General features: G+C 37.2%; 19 protein-coding genes, 1 pseudogene and 1 riboswitch. Of the genes and pseudogenes, 7 read left to right on the top strand and 13 right to left on the bottom strand.

Going from position 1 to position 22,993, the window contains the following annotated elements; genetic code table 11:
• Positions 1 to 160 precede the first annotated feature (160 nt).
• A pseudogene (locus tag ACOMCU_RS09625) lies at positions 161 to 461 on the top strand (transposase); the annotation flags it as partial.
• A 227-nt stretch (positions 462 to 688) separates the two neighbouring features.
• On the opposite strand, the gene prpB reads toward ACOMCU_RS09625, so the two are convergent.
• The 3 genes from prpB to mmgD all read right to left on the bottom strand — a co-directional run bounded on the left by prpB (position 689) and on the right by mmgD (position 4,274).
• Positions 689 to 1,597, bottom strand: a complete 909-nt coding sequence (gene prpB, locus ACOMCU_RS09620; protein WP_421050042.1) for a methylisocitrate lyase — start codon at positions 1,595 to 1,597, stop codon at positions 689 to 691.
• 18 nt (positions 1,598 to 1,615) lie between these two features.
• A complete protein-coding gene (gene prpD / locus ACOMCU_RS09615; RefSeq protein ID WP_421050041.1) occupies positions 1,616 to 3,055 on the bottom strand; it encodes a 2-methylcitrate dehydratase in 1,440 nt (479 codons plus the stop codon).
• Between the two features lie 97 nt (positions 3,056 to 3,152).
• The gene (gene mmgD, locus ACOMCU_RS09610; protein WP_010859692.1) at positions 3,153 to 4,274 is read right to left on the bottom strand and encodes a citrate synthase; all 1,122 of its coding nucleotides are present in this window, start codon (positions 4,272 to 4,274) and stop codon (positions 3,153 to 3,155) included.
• A gap of 189 nt (positions 4,275 to 4,463) precedes the next feature.
• A riboswitch (cobalamin riboswitch) is annotated at positions 4,464 to 4,658 on the bottom strand.
• A 497-nt stretch (positions 4,659 to 5,155) separates the two neighbouring features.
• Between mmgD and ACOMCU_RS09605 the strand changes: the two genes are divergently transcribed.
• A complete protein-coding gene (locus ACOMCU_RS09605) occupies positions 5,156 to 5,626 on the top strand; it encodes an NUDIX hydrolase (RefSeq protein WP_421050040.1) in 471 nt (156 codons plus the stop codon).
• A 467-nt stretch (positions 5,627 to 6,093) separates the two neighbouring features.
• On the opposite strand, the gene ACOMCU_RS09600 is transcribed toward ACOMCU_RS09605, so the two are convergent.
• Positions 6,094 to 7,329: a DNA polymerase IV gene (locus ACOMCU_RS09600; RefSeq protein ID WP_421050039.1), complete on the bottom strand. Its 1,236-nt coding sequence runs from the start codon at positions 7,327 to 7,329 to the stop codon at positions 6,094 to 6,096.
• A gap of 886 nt (positions 7,330 to 8,215) precedes the next feature.
• Between ACOMCU_RS09600 and ACOMCU_RS09595 the strand changes: the two genes are divergently transcribed.
• Entirely contained in the window at positions 8,216 to 9,151 is a 936-nt protein-coding gene (locus ACOMCU_RS09595; protein WP_421050038.1) for a bile acid:sodium symporter family protein, read from the top strand.
• A gap of 320 nt (positions 9,152 to 9,471) precedes the next feature.
• Here the strand turns inward: ACOMCU_RS09595 and ACOMCU_RS09590 are convergent, their stop codons facing one another.
• Together ACOMCU_RS09590 and ACOMCU_RS09585 are read right to left on the bottom strand one after the other, a co-directional pair.
• The gene (locus ACOMCU_RS09590; protein WP_421050084.1) at positions 9,472 to 10,986 is read right to left on the bottom strand and encodes a class I adenylate-forming enzyme family protein; all 1,515 of its coding nucleotides are present in this window, start codon (positions 10,984 to 10,986) and stop codon (positions 9,472 to 9,474) included.
• A 197-nt stretch (positions 10,987 to 11,183) separates the two neighbouring features.
• Positions 11,184 to 12,587, bottom strand: coding sequence for a PLP-dependent aminotransferase family protein (locus ACOMCU_RS09585; RefSeq protein WP_421050037.1), 1,404 nt, complete (start codon positions 12,585 to 12,587; stop codon positions 11,184 to 11,186).
• A 132-nt stretch (positions 12,588 to 12,719) separates the two neighbouring features.
• Between ACOMCU_RS09585 and ACOMCU_RS09580 the strand changes: the two genes are divergently transcribed.
• Entirely contained in the window at positions 12,720 to 13,883 is a 1,164-nt protein-coding gene (locus ACOMCU_RS09580) for a PLP-dependent aminotransferase family protein (protein ID WP_010859697.1), read from the top strand.
• Positions 13,884 to 14,018: 135 nt separating this feature from the next.
• Here ACOMCU_RS09580 and ACOMCU_RS09575 read toward each other — a convergent pair whose 3' ends face one another.
• The gene (locus ACOMCU_RS09575) at positions 14,019 to 14,573 is read right to left on the bottom strand and encodes a helix-turn-helix domain-containing protein (protein ID WP_010859698.1); all 555 of its coding nucleotides are present in this window, start codon (positions 14,571 to 14,573) and stop codon (positions 14,019 to 14,021) included.
• Positions 14,574 to 14,686: 113 nt separating this feature from the next.
• Between ACOMCU_RS09575 and ACOMCU_RS09570 the strand changes: the two genes are divergently transcribed.
• The gene (locus ACOMCU_RS09570) at positions 14,687 to 15,271 is read left to right on the top strand and encodes a LysE family transporter (protein WP_421050036.1); all 585 of its coding nucleotides are present in this window, start codon (positions 14,687 to 14,689) and stop codon (positions 15,269 to 15,271) included.
• Positions 15,272 to 15,506: 235 nt separating this feature from the next.
• Here ACOMCU_RS09570 and ACOMCU_RS09565 read toward each other — a convergent pair whose 3' ends face one another.
• The 5 genes from ACOMCU_RS09565 to bioD form a co-directional block, all read right to left on the bottom strand.
• Positions 15,507 to 15,629, bottom strand: coding sequence for a hypothetical protein (locus ACOMCU_RS09565; RefSeq protein WP_268891036.1), 123 nt, complete (start codon positions 15,627 to 15,629; stop codon positions 15,507 to 15,509).
• A gap of 410 nt (positions 15,630 to 16,039) precedes the next feature.
• Complete coding sequence (gene bioB, locus ACOMCU_RS09560) at positions 16,040 to 17,035, bottom strand: biotin synthase BioB (RefSeq protein ID WP_421050035.1); 996 nt, start codon at positions 17,033 to 17,035, stop codon at positions 16,040 to 16,042.
• A gap of 177 nt (positions 17,036 to 17,212) precedes the next feature.
• Positions 17,213 to 17,788, bottom strand: coding sequence for a biotin transporter BioY (locus ACOMCU_RS09555; RefSeq protein ID WP_421050034.1), 576 nt, complete (start codon positions 17,786 to 17,788; stop codon positions 17,213 to 17,215).
• A gap of 3 nt (positions 17,789 to 17,791) precedes the next feature.
• Positions 17,792 to 19,159 (bottom strand): adenosylmethionine--8-amino-7-oxononanoate transaminase, encoded by a 1,368-nt coding sequence (gene bioA, locus ACOMCU_RS09550; protein WP_010859703.1) that lies wholly within the window; start codon positions 19,157 to 19,159, stop codon positions 17,792 to 17,794.
• Positions 19,140 to 19,844, bottom strand: coding sequence for a dethiobiotin synthase (gene bioD, locus ACOMCU_RS09545; protein WP_010859704.1), 705 nt, complete (start codon positions 19,842 to 19,844; stop codon positions 19,140 to 19,142). Before bioD ends, bioA begins: the two co-directional genes overlap by 20 nt.
• 422 nt (positions 19,845 to 20,266) lie before the next feature.
• Here bioD and ACOMCU_RS09540 point away from each other — a divergent pair, with 422 nt between their 5' ends.
• Both ACOMCU_RS09540 and ACOMCU_RS09535 read left to right on the top strand, forming a co-directional pair.
• Positions 20,267 to 20,731, top strand: a complete 465-nt coding sequence (locus ACOMCU_RS09540; RefSeq protein ID WP_421050033.1) for a hypothetical protein — start codon at positions 20,267 to 20,269, stop codon at positions 20,729 to 20,731.
• A gap of 391 nt (positions 20,732 to 21,122) precedes the next feature.
• Complete coding sequence (locus tag ACOMCU_RS09535; protein ID WP_421050032.1) at positions 21,123 to 21,647, top strand: hypothetical protein; 525 nt, start codon at positions 21,123 to 21,125, stop codon at positions 21,645 to 21,647.
• A gap of 103 nt (positions 21,648 to 21,750) precedes the next feature.
• Here the strand turns inward: ACOMCU_RS09535 and ACOMCU_RS09530 are convergent, their stop codons facing one another.
• The gene (locus tag ACOMCU_RS09530) at positions 21,751 to 22,797 is read right to left on the bottom strand and encodes a beta-carotene 15,15'-monooxygenase (protein ID WP_421050031.1); all 1,047 of its coding nucleotides are present in this window, start codon (positions 22,795 to 22,797) and stop codon (positions 21,751 to 21,753) included.
• Between the last annotated feature and the right edge of the window lie 196 nt (positions 22,798 to 22,993).

Below are 22,993 nucleotides of genomic sequence, written 5' to 3'. Positions count from 1 at the left end.
GATATCCATATACCCCGTTGATTTCCGCTACGGCGGACGCTTTTCGCGGACATCGCTTCAGTCTCCTCGTCGCTACGCTTCTGCGGGGCCCTCAAGCTCATGCTATTCTTTGCTAAAGTCGCCGCCTGCGCTCCAATCAACTAGTGTACGTCAAGTTGAGCGACCAAGTATTGATCCTATTGTTCTAGTTAAAATGACGTTTTATTCATTATGTATTTGGTATTTATTCTAAGCGTCAGACAATGAAAGAAATCCAATCTAACATGGCGTATCGTTGGTTTTAGTAACTGGCTTTCATACCGAAGGGCCAAATTTCTTAACCTTCAGTAAAAATTATGAGATTATTGAGCGCTGACCATGTCTTTATTGATTCGACACATGTGAAAGCGAGTGCGAACAAGAACAAGCGTAAATTTGACAAGAAAATCTTGCACAAGGAAACACGTGCATATGAGACAAAATGGCGAGAGTAATACGCTACGAACAATTTTTTCCATTTTTTTGACTTCGTGATGTCTAGCTTTTTCAAATTCATGGCAACAAATACACGTTCAATTTTTCCTTGTCCACTCGGTCTTGATTCATCAATTCTTGGTACGAATATTCCTGATAAAATTAAAAAAGGTATTCGGAATAATCACATTCCGAATACCAAAGCAATTTGTAATACTTAGACTTACTATAGACATTATTGATTCATTGTTAAAACTGTTTTAGCAATATTTTTATCTAAATCTTCAAAGTCATTATAGGAAATCGTTTCATATAATTCACTTCTGGATTGCATATCCTCAATAGCTTCTTTTTGGGTTCCCGTATTTTTTATTAATTCAAATACTCGTTCATATGCTTTTGCTGCTACTCTCATTGATGTAACGGGGTAAATAACCATGGAATAGCCCATTTTTTTAAACTCCTTGGCTGTATAATAAGGTGTTTGACCAAATTCGGTCATGTTTGCTAATAATGGAGCATCTACTTCTTGTCCAAATTGTTTAAATTCTTTTTCATTTTGTAGGGCTTCTGGGAAAATAGCATCAGCTCCAGCTTCTACATAGGCTTTTGCGCGTATGAGAGCCTGTTCTAAACCTTCTACAGATCTTGCATCGGTACGCGCAATAATTACCATGGTAGGCGCTATTTGTTTAATCATTTTTATTTTTTGTATCATGTCATCTTGAGAAATGAGTGTTTTTCCATTCAAATGTCCACATTTTTTGGGTAAATTTTGATCTTCTAACTGTACGGCTGCCACTCCTGCCTCTACCATTTCACGAGCAGTGCGAGCAACATTTAATACACCACCAAAACCAGTATCGATATCCACTAGCATTGGTAAATTCGTAGCTCGGATAATGTCTCTAGCACAATCTGCTACTTCATTCGAATAAATCATGCCTAAATCAGGTAAGCCACGACTCGCTGTATACGCTGCTCCAGATAGATACAATGCCTTAAAGCCTACTTTTTTAGCCATTAAGCCGGCCATTGCATCATGAGCTCCTGGTATTTGTAAAATATTTGAACGAGTAATTAAAGCTCGAAATTGTTCTGCCAATTGTTTTTGCGAAACAGATTCATTCACAATCCACGCCATCTACAAAAACCCTCCCATCTATTGATGAACAAATAAATCAACAAATTCATGTACATAGCTATTTTCGACTAGTTCTTTATCGGCACATACCTTATTTATTTTGTTAGATTGTTTTTGTGAATAGTGAGTACTTATATTTTGCCGGAATTTATCGATGATTTGAGGGAATGCTTCCTCACGTCGGAAACGATGTCCTAAAGGATATTCACACTCTACTAATTCTGACGATGTACCATCTTTGTAGTAAACCTGAACAGCATTGGCAATAGAACGTTTCTCTGGGTCTAAATAGTCGACTGTATATTGCGAATTTTCAACAATAACCATTTTATTTCTCAGTTCATCTATGCGTGGATCAGCAGCCACGTTATCTTCATAATGGTCTGCCGTAATATCACCAAAGATTAGCCCAATTGCTGTAATGTATTGAATACAGTGATCACGATCAGCTGGATTATTTAGCGGTCCCTCTTTATCGATGATACGAATGGCTGATTCATGTGTCGTAAGCTGAATTTTTTCAATATCATCTAAGCGATTTGTCACTTCATGATGTAAATGTACGGCACATTCCGCAGCAGTTTGCGCATGAAATTCAGCTGGGAAAGAAACTTTAAAAAGAACATTTTCCATGACATAAGAGGCAAGCGGTCTTGCAAGCTTTAATTCTTGTTTGTTAAAGAGCACATCTTGGAATCCCCAGCCAGGTGCAGATAATGCAGTTGCATACCCCATTTCCCCCTTCACGGCCATCATGGCTAATTGTACTGCCCTACTTGTTGCATCTCCAGCAGCCCAAGATTTTCTTGATCCTGTATTAGGTGCATGTCGATATGTTCTTAGGCTTGAATTATCAATCCAAGCATTTGACAATGCATTAATTATTTCTTGACGAGATCCCCCTAATACCTTTGTCACAACAGCTGTTGTAGCAATTTTGACATATAATACGTGATCTAACCCAACACGATTCAGGCTATTTTCTAGAGCTAAAACGCCTTGTATTTCATGGGCTTGTATCATCATTTCTAAAACGTCTTTCATTTTAAAAGGCTCTTTACCTTCTGCAATACGTACGCGACTCAAATAATCTGCAACGGCCAAAATACCACCTAAATTATCAGAAGGATGTCCCCATTCAGCCGCCAGCCATGTATCATTGTAATCTAACCAACGAATCATGCATCCAATATTGAAAGCCCCTTTCACTGGATCAAGGACATAAGAAGTTCCTGGGACACGTGAACCATTTGGAACTACTGTACCTTGAACAACAGGTCCAAGGAGTTTCGTACATTCTGGGTACTGTAAGGCCAAAATGCCGCAACCCAAAGTATCTAGTAAAACATAGCGTGCAGTTTCATATGCTTCTTCACTTGTAATGTTAGTATTTAATACATAATCCGCGATATCTGTTAATAATTGATCTGTCGTAGATATTTCATTCGTTTTAATCATCTTATCTTCCTTTCAACGCATGTATTTGATATACTAGTATGCCAATGGACATTGGTCAGAATGTCCATCAGCTTTAAGGCGAGTTGTTAAACGTTGATTACACTGTTAGTTCTTCAAGGTTATGACGCTCGCCAATATAAGTGACACGAGGTCTAAACAACCTATTATTCTCATGCTGTTCAATCACATGAGCACATAAGCCGACAGTACGTGAGCTAAAGAAAATTGGCGTATACATTTCAATAGGCAATCCAAGCATGTAATATACGGGAGCTGCGTAATAATCTAAATTTGGATACAATCCTTTTTCCTGCACCATCATTTTTTCACCGACTTCACACATGCGATATAATAGATCATCTCCTTGCTCTATACATAATTTGTGTAAAGCCTCTTTCATAATTTGCGCTCTTGGGTCCATTTTTTTCATATACACACGATGGCCAAAGCCCATAATCTTTTCTTTGTTCTGCAGTTTATTTTTCAGCAATGTTTCAAAGCCTTCCACTGTCTTGGCTTCAAGAAGCATATACATCACTGCCTCGTTCGCTCCGCCATGCAAATTTCCTTTCAATGATGCTACAGCTCCAGTTAAAGCACCGTACAAATCAGATTGTGTAGAGGCAATGACACGGGCCGTAAACGTTGAATTGGGCATCTCATGTTCACTATATAAAACGAGCGATTGATCAAAGATTTCTTCTTCTAACGCAGTTGGTTTTCTTCCAGTAATCATGTAATAAAAATTGGCACTATAAGAAAGCTGACTATCTGTCTCTACGACCTCTTGACCATTCAACACACGATAGCTATTCGCTACGATATTTGGCATACCGCCTAAAAGCCTAAATGCTCGCTTCAAATTCATTTCAGTAGACCGATCATGGATTTGCTGATCGTAGCCTGCTAATATAGAAATACCTGTTCTAAGCCCATCCATAGCATGTGTCCCATTAGGTAATAACTTGAAAATTTGAAAAATCTCTTGTGGAACTTGATAACTTGATTTCAAAATGTCCTGTAACTCACCCCGTTGCTCAGTAGTCGGTATTTCTCCATGCAACAATAAGTACACAATGTCTAAATACGAATATCTCTGTGATAATTCAATCAAATCATAGCCCCTTATGACAATTTGACTTTGTACAGTATCTAAAAAAGATAATTTCGTCTCAGCGGCAATAATGCCATCGAGACCTGGTGAATAGTTTAACTCAATACATCCAACCCCTTTGTTTTATCATTCTTGTAAGCGTTCACATTCATCGACAAAAGAACAACAAAAAAACAACTTCTACCCCTTTTAGAAGTTGTTAATCTACAAAAACATGACAGAGCAAAAAACAGTGAATTTAAACGAATTCACAACCATCATACAGTAGCTAACACCCCCTATCCTCGTAGGTAAATTGATGCTTTCTTTAGTGGCAGGTCTCCTGACTTATGATCAACGTTACAATAACACCTTCCCATTTTGACAATCAAAACAGTGGTATTGTTATCTAACTCCCAAATACAGTTGCGGGACAGTGTTGGACTCTCACCAACTTCCCTTTTAATCAAATGAAATATATTCATTTGAACCACCAAAATTTAGCATATTCAATTTGTCTTTCAACCTTAACATAGAGGCTCAAAAACAAGCAATATAGACAAAATTCAGAAAAAACAAATAACTAAAAACTATTCTTCTTATTCAAAAGACTATTCTACATTTTTTAGCATTATTTCTCACAAAAAAGATTATTATTCCCTCGATTGAAAATGATTCAATTAACTTAATACTCAATGAATGTACGTACATACATTCGCTATAAATATATTAGTCGTTAACTAATCAACTTTTATATATGTTTTTTCTCTATCCTACGTCAAGGTATTTCTTGGAATATAACAGGGCCTAATGTTAGTTAAATTACTTTGAAATCTTTTCATTTTACTGTGAGTACAGCTTTTCGAAATACTTAGCAAGCGCATCTAACAAAAGATCAAGACTATTAACTTTTATTCTATCTTGTTGACCTTTTACTAGGGAATTTAAAGGTTTCTTATTTAATAAAGCAGAACTATTTATAATAACAATTATTAGGAGGAGAAAATTTGGGATACATCTCAGAATTACGGAAATTTATTGGTAGTAGACCAATTATAAGCGTTGGGGCAACGATACTTGTGGTAAATGAGAAAAGGAAGATTCTTTTTCAATATCGTTCAGATACATTGAATTGGGGGTTACCTGGCGGCTCAATGGAACTAAGTGAAACTTTAGAAGAAGTTGCTTCTCGTGAACTGAAAGAAGAAACGGGACTTGTAGCAAATCAGTTTGAATTGATAGGTGTTTTTTCTGGCCCACATTATTACTTTCAGTATCCAAATGGAGATAAAACATATAGTGTAATTCATCTATTTCGTGCAATAAATGTAAGTGGAATGTTAGAAATGAATGATGGAGAGAGTCTTAATCTAAAATATTTCAGTAAAAATGAACTCCCAGAAAAGATTGAAAAAAGAGCAAAAGCACTTATAGAAAAAATGGGAGATCAATTGTGGGATTTAGATAGCTCTTTTTGAAGCTAATTACCACTTAAATGGCATTATCTTAAACATCAATTCTAAAACCCATACAAAACATTTTGTATAGGGGAGAATACGGCGGCTACTCCAGCGGGAAAAGCAAGCGAACCGAGACCCTGGACTGAACTTTTATGGAACGAAGGCTAAAAGCGTCACGTCCTGTGACAACACCTTCGTGACCAACATCTTGTTGCTGACGCTTCGCTTTCGCACATAAAAACACCTGTTGCTGACGCTTCGCTTTCGCACATAAAAACACCTGTTGCCTCGAAGCGGCTCGGTGCTTGCCCGCAGAAAGCGTTCGCCTGTAGCGAATATACCTATGTAATAGGAACAATTACTTTATTTTCTTTCACAATATTTTTCTTTATTGACATGAAAATGAATTGTGAAATTGATTCTCATAAATAATTTTAACAATTCTTCCTTTTTCACTCTTATACAAAATTAAAGGGACAAACATTTTAATTTTGTTCATCCCAAAAGTCCTTACTAAAACTCGTATTCGCATGATATTTCCCGACTGGCTTTGCAATATCTGAACCACGAATAATTGCACCTTTTCCAAATTTCTGTTCTATTTGATCAACAAGCTTTATGATTGGTTCGTCTTTTATATACTCTTCAAAGTTAAAGAATGTTAGCTGCTGTGTCGTTTCTTTAATGTCACTGACATTAGAGACGGTGACACCAAGTAATCGAACAGGCTCTTCATTCCAATTCTTAGCAAATAGATCCCAGGCTTGTTCCACTATATCATCTTTCGAAAAGATCGCATTATTTATAGATTTGCTTCGAGTATACGTCTCCCAATCAGCTGTACGAATCATAACACTCACAGTGACACCGGCAAGTTTCTTTGCCTTTAGTCTTTCTGCTACCTTTTCAGAAAGTGTTGAAATTATTTTATATAATTCATCTCTGTCAGTCGTATCATGAGACAACGTTGTTGAATTACCTACACTTTTTGTATCGTATATTGCTTGTGGATCGACAGGTCTATCATCTTCGCCATTCGCTTTTTGCTTCATGCGCAGACCATTAATGCCAAAGTTTTGCTTTAATGTATATTCATCAGCAACAGCTAGTTCCTCTATTTTTTGAATACCTAACTTCTTTAATTTCTCTGCCGTACTTTTACCAATGCCATGCATTTCAATTACATTCATCGGCCACAAAACTGTTGGCACGTCACGCTTACGCAGTATTGTAATACCCATCGGCTTTTTCATATCACTTGCCATTTTCGCCAAAAATTTATTCGGAGCAATGCCGATTGAACATGGCAGTTGAAGTTCGTTCCAGATTCTATCTTGCATTTTTTGTACGTGTTGCAATACATTTTGACCCTCGATTACAGGGAGTTGCAAATATCCTTCATCGATTGAAACTGGTTGCAGGATTTCGCTATACTCTTTTAACAAATTAAAAAAAGACTTCGACGCAGCTCTATATCGTTCAAAATTAGGAGGCAGCACAATTAACTCTGGGCACTTTCGGCGCGCCTCTCCGACATTCATGGTTGTATAAACGCCTCTTGCTCTTGCTTCGTAGCTACATGTTATAATGATCCCTCTACGTTCCTTTGGATTCCCTGCGATTGCGACTGGTTTTCCCTTTAGTGTAGGATCGTAAATTTGTTCGACAGAAGCATAGTAGCAATTAAGGTCAATATGTAAAATGATTCTTCCTTTGTTCATTTGTCATCACCCCATTAACTCAGCTACAGTTTTTTTTTGAAGTTTGAATGACGAAATCACTCGTATTAATTATTTCGTATAATTCCCCACCACTTGCCATGTTGAAAATTTTGTTAGAAATGCTCACACAAATATTGCATAACAGTATTCGTGTCAGTAAATATACTTTTATTTAGTTTCATTATACTAATCTTGAGTAATTAGTGTGTATTTAATGATTGATGTCCAAATGAATTTCAAGATTTTCTATTAAAATGACTCCACCCATAAATACTCCTTGAGTAATTAAAAGAAGGATATTGGCTAGGAGTGCTAATCCCAATCAATATCCAAACTTCTTTAAATTTATTATGACTACATTTAGTGAGAATTTAAGTTCCCAAGACTGCAAAACTACTATTTTTAGACAATAAAAGTCTTGGATTTTTGAACACACAATAATCCGAGGCTTTTCAAAGTAAAGGTTAGTGTTTTTTCATCGAATAAAGGCAACTTCTATTTATAGAGAGACGCGCCAAAAGAATGCTGTTCAGCAAACCATACTTTGTATCCTTCAGTCCAATTTCATGCACAAATTATTTAAACTTGAATTATAACGGATTGTTAAAGATCTAACTCGTCTATTTATATAGTCCATTGCTGTGTTTATACGAACAGCAAACCTCAACTGAAAAGCCCCCATTGATAGACACAATCTTTCAATTGGGGTTGTTGCTTTTGAATTGAAGCAAACCTTACTTTATTGTTCTCCATCTTATTATAAGCTTTCATACACATAGGAGTTTATTGTAAATCAAGATGTATTTTCATTATTCTGATTATCGATTAAATTCTGTATTCAATATATAATTTACTATGTTAGTAAAATATTACATAGAGGTGTAGGATGAAAGCTTTAGAACGTTTTAGTGAGTTTGTTAGCAAAACATTTGCTATTTGGGTGCTTCTTTTTGCAGCATTTTCCTTTTTTGTTCCAAGCGGTTTTTCTTGGATTGCAGCGTATATCACGATATTACTAGGTATTGTTATGTTTGGTATGGGATTAACAATAACGGTCGCAGACTTTAAAGAAGTATTAACCAGACCAAAAGATGTGGCGGTTGGTATAGTTGGTCAATTTCTGATTATGCCAAGTTTAGCCTTTTTATTGGTAAAAATATTTAACCTTCCACCAGAAATTGCAATCGGTGTTATTTTGGTAGGTTGTTGCCCAGGGGGTACATCATCAAATGTTATGACATTCCTCTCCAAAGGTGATGTAGCATTATCTGTGACAATTACATCCATCACAACTTTATTAGCCCCGATTGTGACACCTGGGCTTATTTATTTATTTGCAAGTGAGTACATTGATGTCGCACCTAGCGCACTCTTTATGTCGATTGTCAAAGTAATTATAATTCCGATTGCATTAGGCTTCATTGTACAGAAGCTCTTTAACAAGCAAGCCAAAGCAAGTGTGAAGGTGATGCCGCTTGTTTCTGTAGTAGCTATCGTTGCCATTGTGGCTGCTGTTGTTGCAGGCAATCAACAAAAGATTGCTGAAACTGGTTTGACTATCTTCGCTGTTGTTGTATTACACAATAGTTTAGGATACTTAATCGGGTATTTATTTGGAAAAATGTTCGGTATGAACTTAGCGAAAAAGAAAGCTATTGCCATTGAAGTAGGAATGCAAAATTCGGGCCTAGGTGCGTCTTTAGCCGTTGCACATTTCTCTCCATTAGCAGCAGTACCAAGCGCAATTTTCAGTGTATGGCACAATATATCAGGTCCTATATTAGCAACCGTTTTTAGTCGTATGAAAGATAAGAATACGTGAATTAATTAAGACTCCGCACGCAGCATGTAAATATTTAGAAACTCTAGAAACTTTGGCTTTACGGGGAAAGAGTATTACTCACCGAAAAACTAATAAACTATGTGTGCTCAGACGATTGTTTTAGCGAGTTGACGGGGAATCCTCTCATCTCGATTCGTCTGAGTGCTTTTTTTGTAAAACGACAACAAATCTCACTACATGCTTGTCAATTATCAGCTTCACTCTTTCATTGACAAAAAGAAAAAGTATTTGCGTCCAACGTAATGTTAGCCACAAATACTTAGATGGAATTTTATAAAAAAACAAGTATATTAACAAAATTATATTTGTTGTTCTCGTAATACGTGCTTTAATACTTTACCAGATGGGTTTCGAGGTAAGTCTTTTACGAATTCTACCATATGAGGTATCTTATATTTAGCCAATTTAGTTTTCGCAAAATCGATAACATCTTGTTCTGTGATTGCCCCGTCATCTACAAGTGCAATAATCGCTTTCGGGACCTCCCCATATACTTCATGCGGTATACCAATAACTGCTGCATCTAGCACTTGTGGTATTTGATACAGTACATTTTCCACCTCGATTGGATAAATGTTTTCACCACCACGAATAATCATATCTTTTTTTCGATCGACAATATACAAATACCCATCGTCATCTAAACGTCCTAAATCTCCCGTATATAGCCAGCCATCTATAATTACTTTTTTTGTTTCTTCTTCGTTCTTCAAATAACCTTTCATAATTTGTGGCCCTTTAATACAAATTTCCCCTACCTGTTCTGAAGGTAATTCTTGTCCATCATTATCTACTATTTTTATCTGCGTCCTTGCCAATGCTCTACCAACAGATCCTACTCGTTCTAATGCTGCATCATCCGTTAATGAAGTGCCTCCCGGGGTACTTTCTGTCTGTCCATATAGGTTTTGAATTTCAACGTTAGGAAATGATTCTTTTAATTGTTTAATAATTTCCTGTGGCATCGGTGCCGAGCCATACGCAAATTTTCTCACATGCTCAAACTGATAATTTGCCATATCCTTTTTTCCTAACAGGATGGCATACATTGTTGGTACACCTGTGAAGATTGTCACTCGTTCTTTAGTGATGCTCTGTAATGTTCGATCTGGCGAGAAAGTTTCGTCAATAACAAGCGCTGCCCCACCACACATTGTCCCAACACCAATGACATGTAAACCCGCACAATGGAATAAAGGAATAGAGATATATACGCGATCTGTAGGTCGATATTGAAGGGCATCATGCCAAATTTCTGCTGCGTTTACAATATTGGCATGTGATAACATTACTCCCTTAGGATTGCCTGTCGTTCCTGATGTATATAAGATGACAGCAGTATCTTGTGGATTAAGTTCTATAGGAGTAAATGTATTTGGTCCATCAATAATTTCTCGAAGTTGTTGACGATTCAATTTCAATGCAAAATCATAATCGATTTGCTTACCTGTTTCATTTAATCTTTCATCATAGAACAAACCTTTAATTTCTGAATGATTAAAAATATACGCTAACTCAGCAGGTGCTAGTTTTGTATTGATCGGTAGAACCGTAAAGCCAGCCAATTGCACGCCATAATATACTGTCATAAAAAGATCTGAATTTAATAACATTAAACCGATGACATCACCTTTTTCAAAACCTTTTTGCTGTAAGTACCCTGCGATTTTTTGGACATTTGTATACAATGTCTCATAGCTAGTTTCATGACCTTCAAAAACAAGTGCCGTTGCTTGCGGCGTCTGCACTCCATGACTTTTCAAAATATCCGTAACAAAATTTGAACGACTTGTTATAACCGTTTTATCTTTCATCACTCTTACCCCTCCTCACAAAAACTATTAATAAATTAAAATTAACACACAAAGCAGAAAACAATAAATATTAAGTAGAATTACCGAACGTTCACTGTGTTGACCAAAAGGTATAAGAGCGTATACCATACTTCGTTTTATAATGGTCATGTCCATTTTGGTGTAATACATATTTCACGAACTTAGCTAGGCGCGTTTCAATCAACAAACGCATAGTCTCCATCACTGTCGAGTAAATCCTTTAATATTGTTAAGGCTTGTTCTAGCTGCGCGCTATTTTCTGGCGCTGTTATCGCTAAGCGAACTGCATTTACCGGTTTTGCATTTCCTACAGCAAAGCGTTCCGCCGCATAAACTTGTACCCCTGCCTTCGATGCGAGCAACTCAAACTGTACACCAGTAAATTTTTTGGGTAGCAAAAGCCATCTAAATATACATTCCCCATCCCCTAAAACTGTGTAACCATGTAAATACTGATTAACAAGCGCATTTTGTTGCTGTGCATACAAACGATGTTTCTCTAATATCGTTTGTGCAACGCCATCTTGAATCAGCCGTGCTGTAAGTTCCACCATAACAGGAGATACGGAAATATTGATATTATAAAGCGTCTCCATAATTTTCTTCCTAAGGGCTGTAGGTGTGACAATAAAGGATAGCCTTAGCCCAGGAGAAATGGTCTTTGATACACTGGCAATATAAATTACCTTATCAGGTGCATAAGTAGCAATCGGTGCAAGTGGTTGTTCTTTTAAAAAACTATAGATGGCATCCTCAATGACGATTAAACCTGTTTGCTTCGCTACTTCCGCGATCATTTTTCTTGTTGCCATAGTCATCGTATGAGTTGTTGGATTATGAAAATCTGGAATGACATAAAGACCCTTTATATGCTCATTTTTGCAAGCATACAATAGTCCTTCTCTGGTCATTTCTCCATTTCTTTGTTGAATCGCTACAAGTTGGATGCCGAGCATATTGGCCGCTGTTTTTATACCCGCATATGTAATTGGATCTGTGCCGATTCGGTCCCCTGGCTGAAATAATGCAGCTAATGTACCAACGATGGCATTTTGACCTCCCGCTGCAAGTAATACAGGTTGATCGATTTGATAGCCGACCTTTTCTAGTAGTTTCGTTGCTGCCTCGGTTTGCCAGGCATTACCCTCTGGTCGTCCGTACTGGAATAACTTGCTGAAATTAGGATCATTCAGCATTTTTTTCATGTAACGCGTAATTTCCTCATTCGCATGATTTTCTGGCAACACGGAGCCCATCTCAATAATGTGCGATGAATTACTTGTCGGTAATAAAATTTTATTCGTTGCTGCATCTGATGAAACGAACGTTCCACTCCCAATAGAAGCATATATAAGCCCCTTCTGCCCACAAAGTTTAAACGCTCGAGTAATCGTGCTTAAGTTCACATCTAAAAAATCGGCTAACTCTCGTTGTGGCGGTAGTTTCGTCCCTGGTGATAATTGCCCATCTTTAATATCTTGTTCAAGCTGCTCGGCTATTGCTATATATAACGGCGCTGAAATATTGCTTATATCTGGCTTCCAGCTCATTGGATATTCCTCAAATGAATTAACTGGCATATTCAAGCTCCTTCTTTCTCTTCGTGCATTTGCATACAATATTATAATTGTCTTGCATACAATCATAATATTGTATGCAAATGATTACAATGATATAATTTTTAAAAAATCAGAAAAAAGGAACGATAAATTATGCAATATTCAGAAAGAATTTTAAAAACACCATCATCATTCATCCGAAACATTTTGAAAGTAACCGATGCAGTGGATGTCATTTCCTTTGCGGGCGGACTTCCAAACCCAATCTCATTCCCAATCGATGCTTTAAGGGCATCTGTTGACCATGCAATTAGCGAAAATGGTAGTAAACTGTTCCAATATTCATCTACTCAAGGCTATGCACCACTTCGCGAATATATCGCTGCCAAATACCAACGTCTGCACGACTTAGATATCAACGCAGATGATGTATTCATTACAACTGGTTCACAGCAAGCACTTGAACTCATTGGGAAAGTACTCATTAACAAAGGTGATGGCATTGTCATCGAGGAACCTGGCTACTTAGGCGCTATTCAAGCATTCACATTAAGTGAGCCCACTTTCTATGGTGTAACTCTTGAAAATGATGGTCTTAACTTAGAAGAATTAGAGACTGCCTTACAACAACCAAACGTAAAATTCGTCTATACTGTACCCAACTTCCAAAATCCAACGGGACTGACATATTCAAAAGAAAAACGTGAGCAAATTTGCGAGATTGTATCAAAATATGACGTAGCTTTAATCGAGGATGATCCGTATGGAGAATTACGATTCCAAGGCGAACCACTTCCTTACATTGGTGCTGGTAAATTAGATAATAGTATTTTATTAGGTTCTTTCTCTAAAACGGTCACACCGGGTATGCGCCTAGGCTTCATCATTACGAAGAATAAAGAGTTGATGCAACATATTGAAACAGCAAAGCAAGCAACTGACCTACACACAAATATTTTCTCACAATATGTCATTTATGATTATTTAGCAAATAATGACTATACTGAACACGTAAAAAAAATTATTTCATTATATAAAAACCAATCAGATGCTATGCTAGAGGCCATTCAGGAGTTCTTCCCTGCACACGTTGATTACACACGACCAGATGGCGGGATGTTCATCTGGGCTACAATGAATAATGGTGCTTCATCTTTAGACGTATTCCAAAAAGCGATGGAACAAAAGGTTGCCTTCGTTCCTGGCGACCCATTCTACACTTCTAAAACAAATGTTAATACAATGCGTCTTAATTATACGAATGCAACACCGGAAGTCATCCGCGAAGGTATTAAACGATTAGGTAGTATTTTATAAACAAGTAATCAACCGTATGAGCGCTGACAACGCTTATACGGTTTTTTTCCATGATATTAATTTTTAATAGAAAAAAATGCTTGCTTAAATGAATTCTTTTCATCCTAAATCACCGTTAATAACAGTACATGACAGTTAGCTTGGATAATAAATGGTCATGCTTAATCGGGTCAATGTTTCCCCAGGATTACAATATGTGTGGGGTCGATCGGCTTTAAATCTAATGGAGTCCCCACTTTTTAATTTATAAGCGCTTTCATTGACACGAATAGTTACCTCACCATCAAAAACTGTGATGAATTCCTCAGTACCTTCTCTATGGGCATCTGCACTTAATTTTCCGTTCTTTTCAATTTCGATAGTGTAAATTTCAAAGCGACTATCTTCTTGGAAAGGAAAATAAGGATAAACTTTATATCTTCCATTGTCTTCAGATAATACTTGAACATCATCCCTTAGAATAACTTTCGTATCAGGCTGTGGATTATTTATTAGGGCCGTAAAAGAGATCTTTAGTCCATTCGCTATTTTCCATATCGTTGTAAGAGTTGGGCTTGACTCTCCTCGTTCAATTTGTCCTATCATCGTTTTACTTACTCCACTTAATTGAGAAACTTTTTCCAAACTTAATTTCTCTTGCTCTCTAATCGCTTTTAAATTTCTTGCAAGAATAAGATGAATTTCTTCCATAAACTCACTCCTATAATTTGTACAATATAACGGTCTTTATGTATAATAAAAAGACCGACGCTATACCGTTCTTTTCGGACATTATAGCATACAAAGTAAAAGGAGGGTCAAATATGCCTTTATTTTCATTTTTATTATTTGTTTTTATCACGAGTTTTACTCCAGGTCCCAACAATATCATGGCAATGGCGTATGCAAATAAACATGGATTAAAGAAAACCTTGCCATTTTGTCTAGGTGTAGGCATAGGATTTTTCGTCATTACACTACTATGTAGTCTTTTTAATATTGCCTTAACAAATGTTATGCCTATTATTGAACGTCCTTTAACAATTTTTGGGGTAGGTTATATGCTATACCTAGCTTATAAAATCCTTGCTAGCAAAGACAGCGGCAACGAAAACACTGAAATTACTAACAATTTACTGCTAATGGCTATGCTGCTACAGTTTGTTAATCCGAAGGGCATTTTATTTGGTATTACTGTAGTAGCAACCTTCATCCTTCCCTATTATTCTTCTTACTTAAGCTACTTTCTTTTTTCATTATTTTTAGGAATGGTCGGTATGATGAGTACATATAGCTGGGGTCTATTTGGTTCCGCATTTCAAAAACTGCTATTGCAATATAGACGACAATTTAATATCGTTATGGCCATCTTACTAGTGTACAGTGCCTTTTCGATACTGATGAACTAGAAGGAAGAAGAAAAACAAGGGGATATTGTGGCAATACTATCGCAGCACGATAGTTTTCGATTTAAAAAAATCTGCCAGTTTTCCGACGGGGGCGTGAACAGGAAACTTCTACAGATGCTCAAGCTCTGAAGGGGTTTGCTGCTTACCTCGGAAATCTAGCAGAATATAGTTGTTTAGCATATTCTGTTTACCTTATTGTCATAGGACATTCCCAATCGAAACATCCAATGATGAGTTATTTTGTATACGTTAAAACGGCGTTTTTCTTAAATTTAGCTAATGCTTTCGTTGCTTCAACTTTATCTGTATATTCAAAAATACGAACTTCCTTTTTCTCAAAGACTGTAATAACCCACATTGTAAAATCTCCCTTCAAAATTGTTTTTTCATATAAATCATCTAAAAATATGATGCTTCAATCAAACTGTCTTATCTTGCTTAATTCCTATTCTACGCCGATTTCCTCAAAAAGAAATAGGTATGTGAAGCCCTTCACAAACTGTTCAAATTCAAAACGCTTTCATTGAACAAATTGTGAAAATCAGCTTTTTTTAGGCATAACGTGTTTATGTTTCATCGCCAGGACTATGCCTCTTTTCTATCCGTCACTTTGGAGATTCTATCCGTCATTTACTCGTTTTTATCCGTCTGCCATCATAAAAGACCATATGCACCCCTTTTCCACGACGCACATACGGCCTTTCCATGTTGATGATAATTAAATTAGTTGTAGCAGTAATAATTTTTCATTAAGGTTGGTCATTTTGCTCAGCACAATACTTCTTCCTGCTTTTGTGTTAACTCAATTTCAAAACCTAAATCTTCGAGCATACGATAATCACGATTCGCTTCTTGTCCTTCAGTAGTTAGGTAATCTCCAACAAAAATGCTATTGGCAGCATACATACCTAGTGGCTGAAGTGACCCAAGATTAACCTCACGACCACCAGAAATGCGAATTTCCTTTGTTGGATTTATATAGCGGAATAATGCTAATACTTTTAAACAATAACGAGGGTTCAATTCTTTTGTGCCCTCTAGCTTCGTGCCATCAATGGCATTTAAAAAATTGACTGGTATCGAATCTGCATCTAATTGGTGCAGTGCACGTGCAATATCCACCACATCATCTTTCGTTTCTTTCATGCCAATAATGGCACCCGAGCATGGGGAAATCCCATGTTTCTTAGCAATTTCCACCGTATTCACACGATCCTCATACGTATGGGAGGTTGTGATGTATGAGTGGTGGCGCTCAGAAGTATTTAAGTTATGATTGTACCGATCTACCCCCGCTTCTTTTAACTGTTGCGCCTGTTCTTCTTTCAATAAGCCAAGACAGGCACAAACTTTTAAGCCGTATTTTTCTTTAATTTCTTCGACCGCTTCACTGACGACATTGACATCCTTACGCGTTGGACCTCGACCACTCGCGACGATGCAATATGTACCTATTTTATTTTCAAATGCTCGTTTCGCACCTGCTAAAATTTCTTCTTTTGTAATGAACGGATATTTATCAATTGGCGCAGTTGATTTGGACGACTGCGAGCAATACCCACAATCCTCTGGGCAATACCCACTCTTGGCATTCATAATCATATTTAATTTCACTTTTTTACCATAAAAATGTTTACGAATAGCAAAGGCCCCATCCATTAGCTTTAATAGGTCATCATCGTCACTATTTAAAAGGGCCAATGCCTCTTCATTGCTAATAATTTTTCCCGCAATGACTTCATCTGCTAGTTGTAACCAATCCACTATACATTCTCCTTTTCTACTTGTTCTATTGTGAGCTTTATTCGGCGAAAGTAGCCTTCTATTTCTTATTCGTAACAAGAGCGTTGCTAAATGCCTTCAATTCTGTTGCGTTTACACCTCGCCTGAATCGAGTCATTGCTAGATGCTTCTGTACTGATAACAAAGAAACAAAGACCATTAAGCCGAGGCATAATTGATGGACCTTGCTGATTGAAATACTTTATAAAGCCGTTCCGCTAAAAGTGCCGACGCAATGGCTATGCACAAGTCTGCAACAATGCTATTCAGAAAACCAACTAGAAAAATATGAGACCAGCTCGTTTTCATATGTAGCCAGAAGTTCAATGATACATATAAATACGGTACTGCCACCGCATAAATAACGATGAGCCCTACGATATTTGCGCCGATAAAATGCTTTGTCGTCGGACTCTCTATTCTGTCAATCATTAAACCAATGACAAGGGCAGCAAGTGCAAAACCAATTAGGTAACCAAAAGTTGGTTGCAACACATAGGTGATGCCTCCTCCTTGTGTAAAAACGGGTAAACCAACTAAACCAATTCCAATATAGACTATTTGACTTTGAAAGCCATTACGACTTCCCAGCAAACATCCAGCCAAAAAGACAAAGACAATTTGTAATGTAAATGGCACAACTGGTAGCGGTACTTTAATAAATGCACCAATGGCTGTTAAAGCAGCAAACATCGCAATCATGACAAATGACAGTGTTGAATGACGTTGTAGCACACCTCATCCCTCCCGTTCCGCAAAAAATTGCACGATTGTTTCTTTCGCTGTATCTATCATGAAACGCATTTCGTCATCCGTTATGACATACGGTGGCATGAAGTACAATATATTTCCAAGTGGACGAATAAGTAACCCTTTTGCTAAAGCGCTTTTATATATTTGATAGCCGATGCGTTCTGCACTTGGCAACGGCTCCTTCGTCACAGGATTCGCGACAAGTTCGATTGCCCCGACGAGCCCTACCTGCCGATATTCACCCACATATGGCAGCTGATTAAATGCCTCCATTGCAAGCTTATACATGCGTTTACCTTTTTGTTGCACAATGTCGATATAATGTTCCTCTTCAAACATTGTTAATACCTCTAATGCAACGCGACAAGCCAATGTATTGCCGGTATAACTGTGTGAATGTAAAAATGCTTTCATTGTCCCGTAATCATCGTAAAAAGCGTTGTATACCTCGTCCGACGTCAGAACAACAGAAAGTGGCAAATAACCACCAGTAAGTCCTTTCGATAAACACATAAAATCTGGGGTAATTGCCGCTTGTTCACAGGCGAACATCGTTCCAGTACGACCAAAACCAACAGCAATTTCATCGGCAATTAAATGAACATTATACTTTGTACACAACACGCGTAATTGCTTTAAATAAATAGGTGGATACATTTTCATGCCTGCCGCCGCTTGGATAAGTGGTTCAATAATAACAGCTGTAATTTCTGCATGGTGTATTACGAGTTGTTGTTCTACAAAGTCAATACACTGGGCTTGGCATGTATCCGGGTGAGTTTTAAAAGGACAACGATAGCAATCAGGCCCCTGCGCACGTACTGTATCCAGTAAAAGTGGCTGATACACCTCGTTATAAAGATCTACTCCACCTACCGATAAAGCACCTAGTGTTTCACCATGATACGCATCCGTTAATGCTAGAAAACGTTTTTTCGATGTTTTCCCCGTTTGCATATGATATTGAAAACTCATTTTTAATGCGATTTCTATTGCTGACGAACCGTTATCTGCAAAAAATACTTTATTTAAACCTTCTGGCGTTAAAGCTACTAACTTCTCCGCTAATTTAATAGCCGGCTCATGTGAAAAATTCGCAAAGATTGCATGCTCTAATGTAAACGCTTGCTCACTTAAAGCCTGACTAATACGGGGGTTGGCATGCCCAAATAAATTAACCCACCAAGAAGACACAGCATCCAAATAGCGATGATCATGTTCATCATAAAGCCAAACACCCTGACCTTTTTTAATAACAATTGGCGGAAACTGCTCATAGTCTTTCATTTGCGAACATGGGTGCCATACATGTTGCATATCTCTTGCCTGTAATTCAGTTAATGCATATTTCATGTCTGTACAGCCTTTCGAACAATGTTGTGTCTGTAATGGCATATTCAACAATCTCCGAAATATTTTGGAACTGCGGAATGGTCGCATATGGTAATGCATGATATTGTAATATCGTTTCTATATTGCTTTGCTCGATCGGGCTACCGGTGTCACCATTGAATACGATGCCAAGTACTTCTATATCTCGGGACTGTAATGACTCTAATGTCAAAAGCGTATGATTGATCGTTCCGAGTGTTGTACGTGTAACGACTACAACAGGTAGTTTGCTCTGAACAATGACATCAAGGAGTGTCATTTCTCCAATAATGTCTAAAGGGACAAAAAGCCCTCCGGCACCTTCACAAATAACGACATCGTATGATTGCTGTAACATCTGCAATTGCTTTAATAAATGCTGGGTATTTATTTGCTGCCCCTCCAGTTGAGCCGCAAAATGAGGTGATGCCGCCTCTTTAAACGAATAACCATTCAAATTATCTAAATCAAGCATTTGCAAAGAATACTTTTCATACATTTCTGTATCGTGGTAATAGGATTCGCCATCCCTGTACACTTCACCCGTTTGTACAGGTTTGTATGGTGTAACACGAAAACCCTGCTGCTGTAATTGGCGCATTAATAATGTGGTAACACACGTTTTACCAACTTCAGTATCTGTTCCAACAACCCAAAAATGTTGCAACGTTAACCTCCCCCTCTTTTGAGTTAACTAACTACACAAATTAAGTTAACACATTTATTTTCACTTTGTAAATGCTCTTTCTTTTTTTCTACAAAAACACTTCATTTCTTCGCGAAATATAGTGAATTTTTAGATAATTATTAACACTCCTTTATAATCAAGTTAAATAAATATTAGGAAATCCCCACTGTGGGTGAAGCCTGTTCGCGCATTTCTCGGTTTATCAGCGATTCTTGCCTTCCTATCAGCGATTTCTGCCTTCCTATCAGCGATTCTTATATTTAAAGGCGATGTTGAATAAAGTTTAAACTCGATACTATGGACTTACCGATACTGATTTCGCTATTTAGAGAAGATTTTCATCTGCAATTGAAAGGATTTTGTTGTTCTTCTGTAGTATTTAAATACATGGGGGTGGCTGTATGTTTGGAATTTTTAAGGAATCTGAAAAGGTCATCGATATATATGAGCATGTTGGTTTTATTCTTAAATCATTGCTCACTTATGAACTCAAGGACTTACCGATACGCTATGAATTTTGGTACCGTGTGTCCATTCGCCAGGAGGAATTTCGAGCATTGCAGGCGGAACATCGGATGAAAAGCTCCATGCATAGTGCGATTGGACGCTTTCATCAAACACAGTATGAGGCGACAAAACAAAAGTGTACAAAGCTGGCGCGCCTTGCCGATATATATAAATATTTTTGTATCGAAGATGAGCGTGAATCCTTAAATCATCGACTTCATTTTTACAAAGAAACAGTTGCTGAGATATATGACCATGTACAAAATAAAGAACTCTATACTTATTGCGACTCCGTACAACAGCAATTTTGGGATGCAGTCAGTGAAGACATACTAAATGCCATAGCCCACCTAGACTAACACTCGGTGGGCTATGGCATTTAGTTTTAAATAGAGTTTCATCTGCACAAAGCCCATTGATAAACGGGTGTAAGTGATCGATTTCATTTTGGACAACTTTCTTCACTTTCGTGTATATTTCCCTACAGTAAATAAGCAAAAATCTTGTGCTTCCCTTGCAAAATAATCTTCTGTAGATTCCCCCATTTCGTAGCTTACAAGCTATATTATTATTTTAAGACCTATGGTATTTTTATTTTATACAAGTGTACTAACTACAGTGATACTTCATTCAGTAGGGGCTGTTTCCACACTGATGGTTAGTTGAACCAATCGGGCTTTTACGGTCTAGTTGTTTGAACACCTCGAGTCGGCTTACTGATCGTTATAGCGGGATAAAAGGAGAGAATTTATGATTGCTTGGATTATTACGGCAGAGATCGCTTTTTGGATTGTCATTATAGTAGGATTAATTTGTAGATATGTCTTTAAAAAACCTAAACTTAGTTTGTTCTTTTTTGCACTTACACCTGTTATTGATTTACTGCTTGTGCTTCTTACAGTAATAGATTTAAAGGCAGGTACACCCGCATCAACAGCACACGGTGTCGCTGCTATTTATATAGGTGTTTCCATTGCTTATGGCAAGACCATGATTGCTTGGGCGGATATTAAATTCCAGCAGTGGTTTTTAAAGGTCCTCATTCAAAAAGAAAAATTAAGCGGAATGGCGAAAGCCAAACATGAAATGACCATGCTTGGTCGCCATATTGTAGCCTACATTATTGGCGCTGGCTTATTGTATGCCATGACACTATTTATTGGTTCGAATACTGATACATCTTCCTTAGTTCAGGTAATGAAAGTATGGGGAATCGTTTTAGCTATAGACGCTGTTATAAGTTTTTCTTATGTCATTTTCCCTAGTATAAAATAGACTTCCTATTTTTTATAGAATCAAAAAACAACTAGGTGCCTGCTTAGTTTTCAGCACCTAGTTGTATCGCGTTTTATGACGATTTAACTACCGACTCAACCGATTACATATTTATTTTATTACTTTCCATTCCTTGTACAAGCATTTCTCTAAATTCTTGCACTTGATCGGCTTTAATAGCGACTTTTGTATACTTCTTTGTAATGCCTAGCATAAATGTCACATCAATTGGTTCTTTCATCTTCAAAATAAATTGCGGATAGGCCTCACCAAAATCACGCGCAATAAAATCAATGGTATCTTTGCTCAATTTTCCTTGTAAAAGTTCTTTATCTTCAACAAGTTCTTCAATATTTTCAAAGTTAAATTCCGTACGTTTCATTAAACCTAAAGATAAATAAAGCTTATCATGAGTTGCATAGACAGGATTTAAACGAACCGCCTGCACATCCGCTATAAAATATACAACAGAATACACATTCACAAGAAGTAATAGTATGGAAAGTATCATAGATTTCTCATGAAGCCACCAATGAATTCCAATCGTTTCAATAACAATTGCATGGATAAGCATCATTTGAAAGGCGATATAGCTAGAGTTTTTATGCAAGGTTAATCCAATTCGTGCTGTCCTCTTCCAACTTGCGCAAGCGTAGTAAAGAACTAAAAAATCTGTACACAGCATTTGAATAATTGGTTGCTTTGACGTATGCCTTTCAACCGCTTTAGGGAAAGAAAACAAATCAGGTAATACACTTCCCCTTACATCTGTTAAAATTTTTGGCATATAACGTACGAGAGACGCAACTAATAGTATTTCAAATAGAATGATTGTCCCTTCAATCGCAAATCCTACCCACGTTACCGCTACAAATGGCTGTAAATGCTCAAGTGGAATGATAAAGCGAGCAACAATGCAGCCAGTAGCTGCTAAAATAATCACTTGCTTTACAGAAAATTTACGTTTATAGAGCATAAATAACACGGGTATGACGATGAGAAAATCAATTAATGAGCCAATGACCACTCCATTTGATTCTGCCGGTAAAATCGACATTCCAAGGCCCGTATTATAAAGCGTGTAATTACTAGCTAATACTACTAATAAAAATGCTAACCATATATTTTGCCTCTTTTTTAAAGCGCTCATTACGCATTGCTCCTTTTCATCTCATTACTTTGGATAACATAATACTTGCTTAAATGAACCTTTTATCCATGTTCTTTTCATGAATTCCTTCATCCAGTCAGAAGCTTAATAATAGCCTCATTATTTATAAAATTTTATTATAATTGGAATTATTTATCAATATCCAACAAATGAAATTCCATTCTTTTAACTGTAT

The organism is Lysinibacillus sp. UGB7, assembly GCF_049058285.1.
In the GTDB taxonomy this organism is placed as follows: Bacteria; Bacillota; Bacilli; order Bacillales_A; family Planococcaceae; genus Lysinibacillus; species Lysinibacillus sphaericus_B.
Note: the sequence above shows the minus strand (reverse complement) of the source record. Positions and strands in the feature narration are given on the sequence as shown.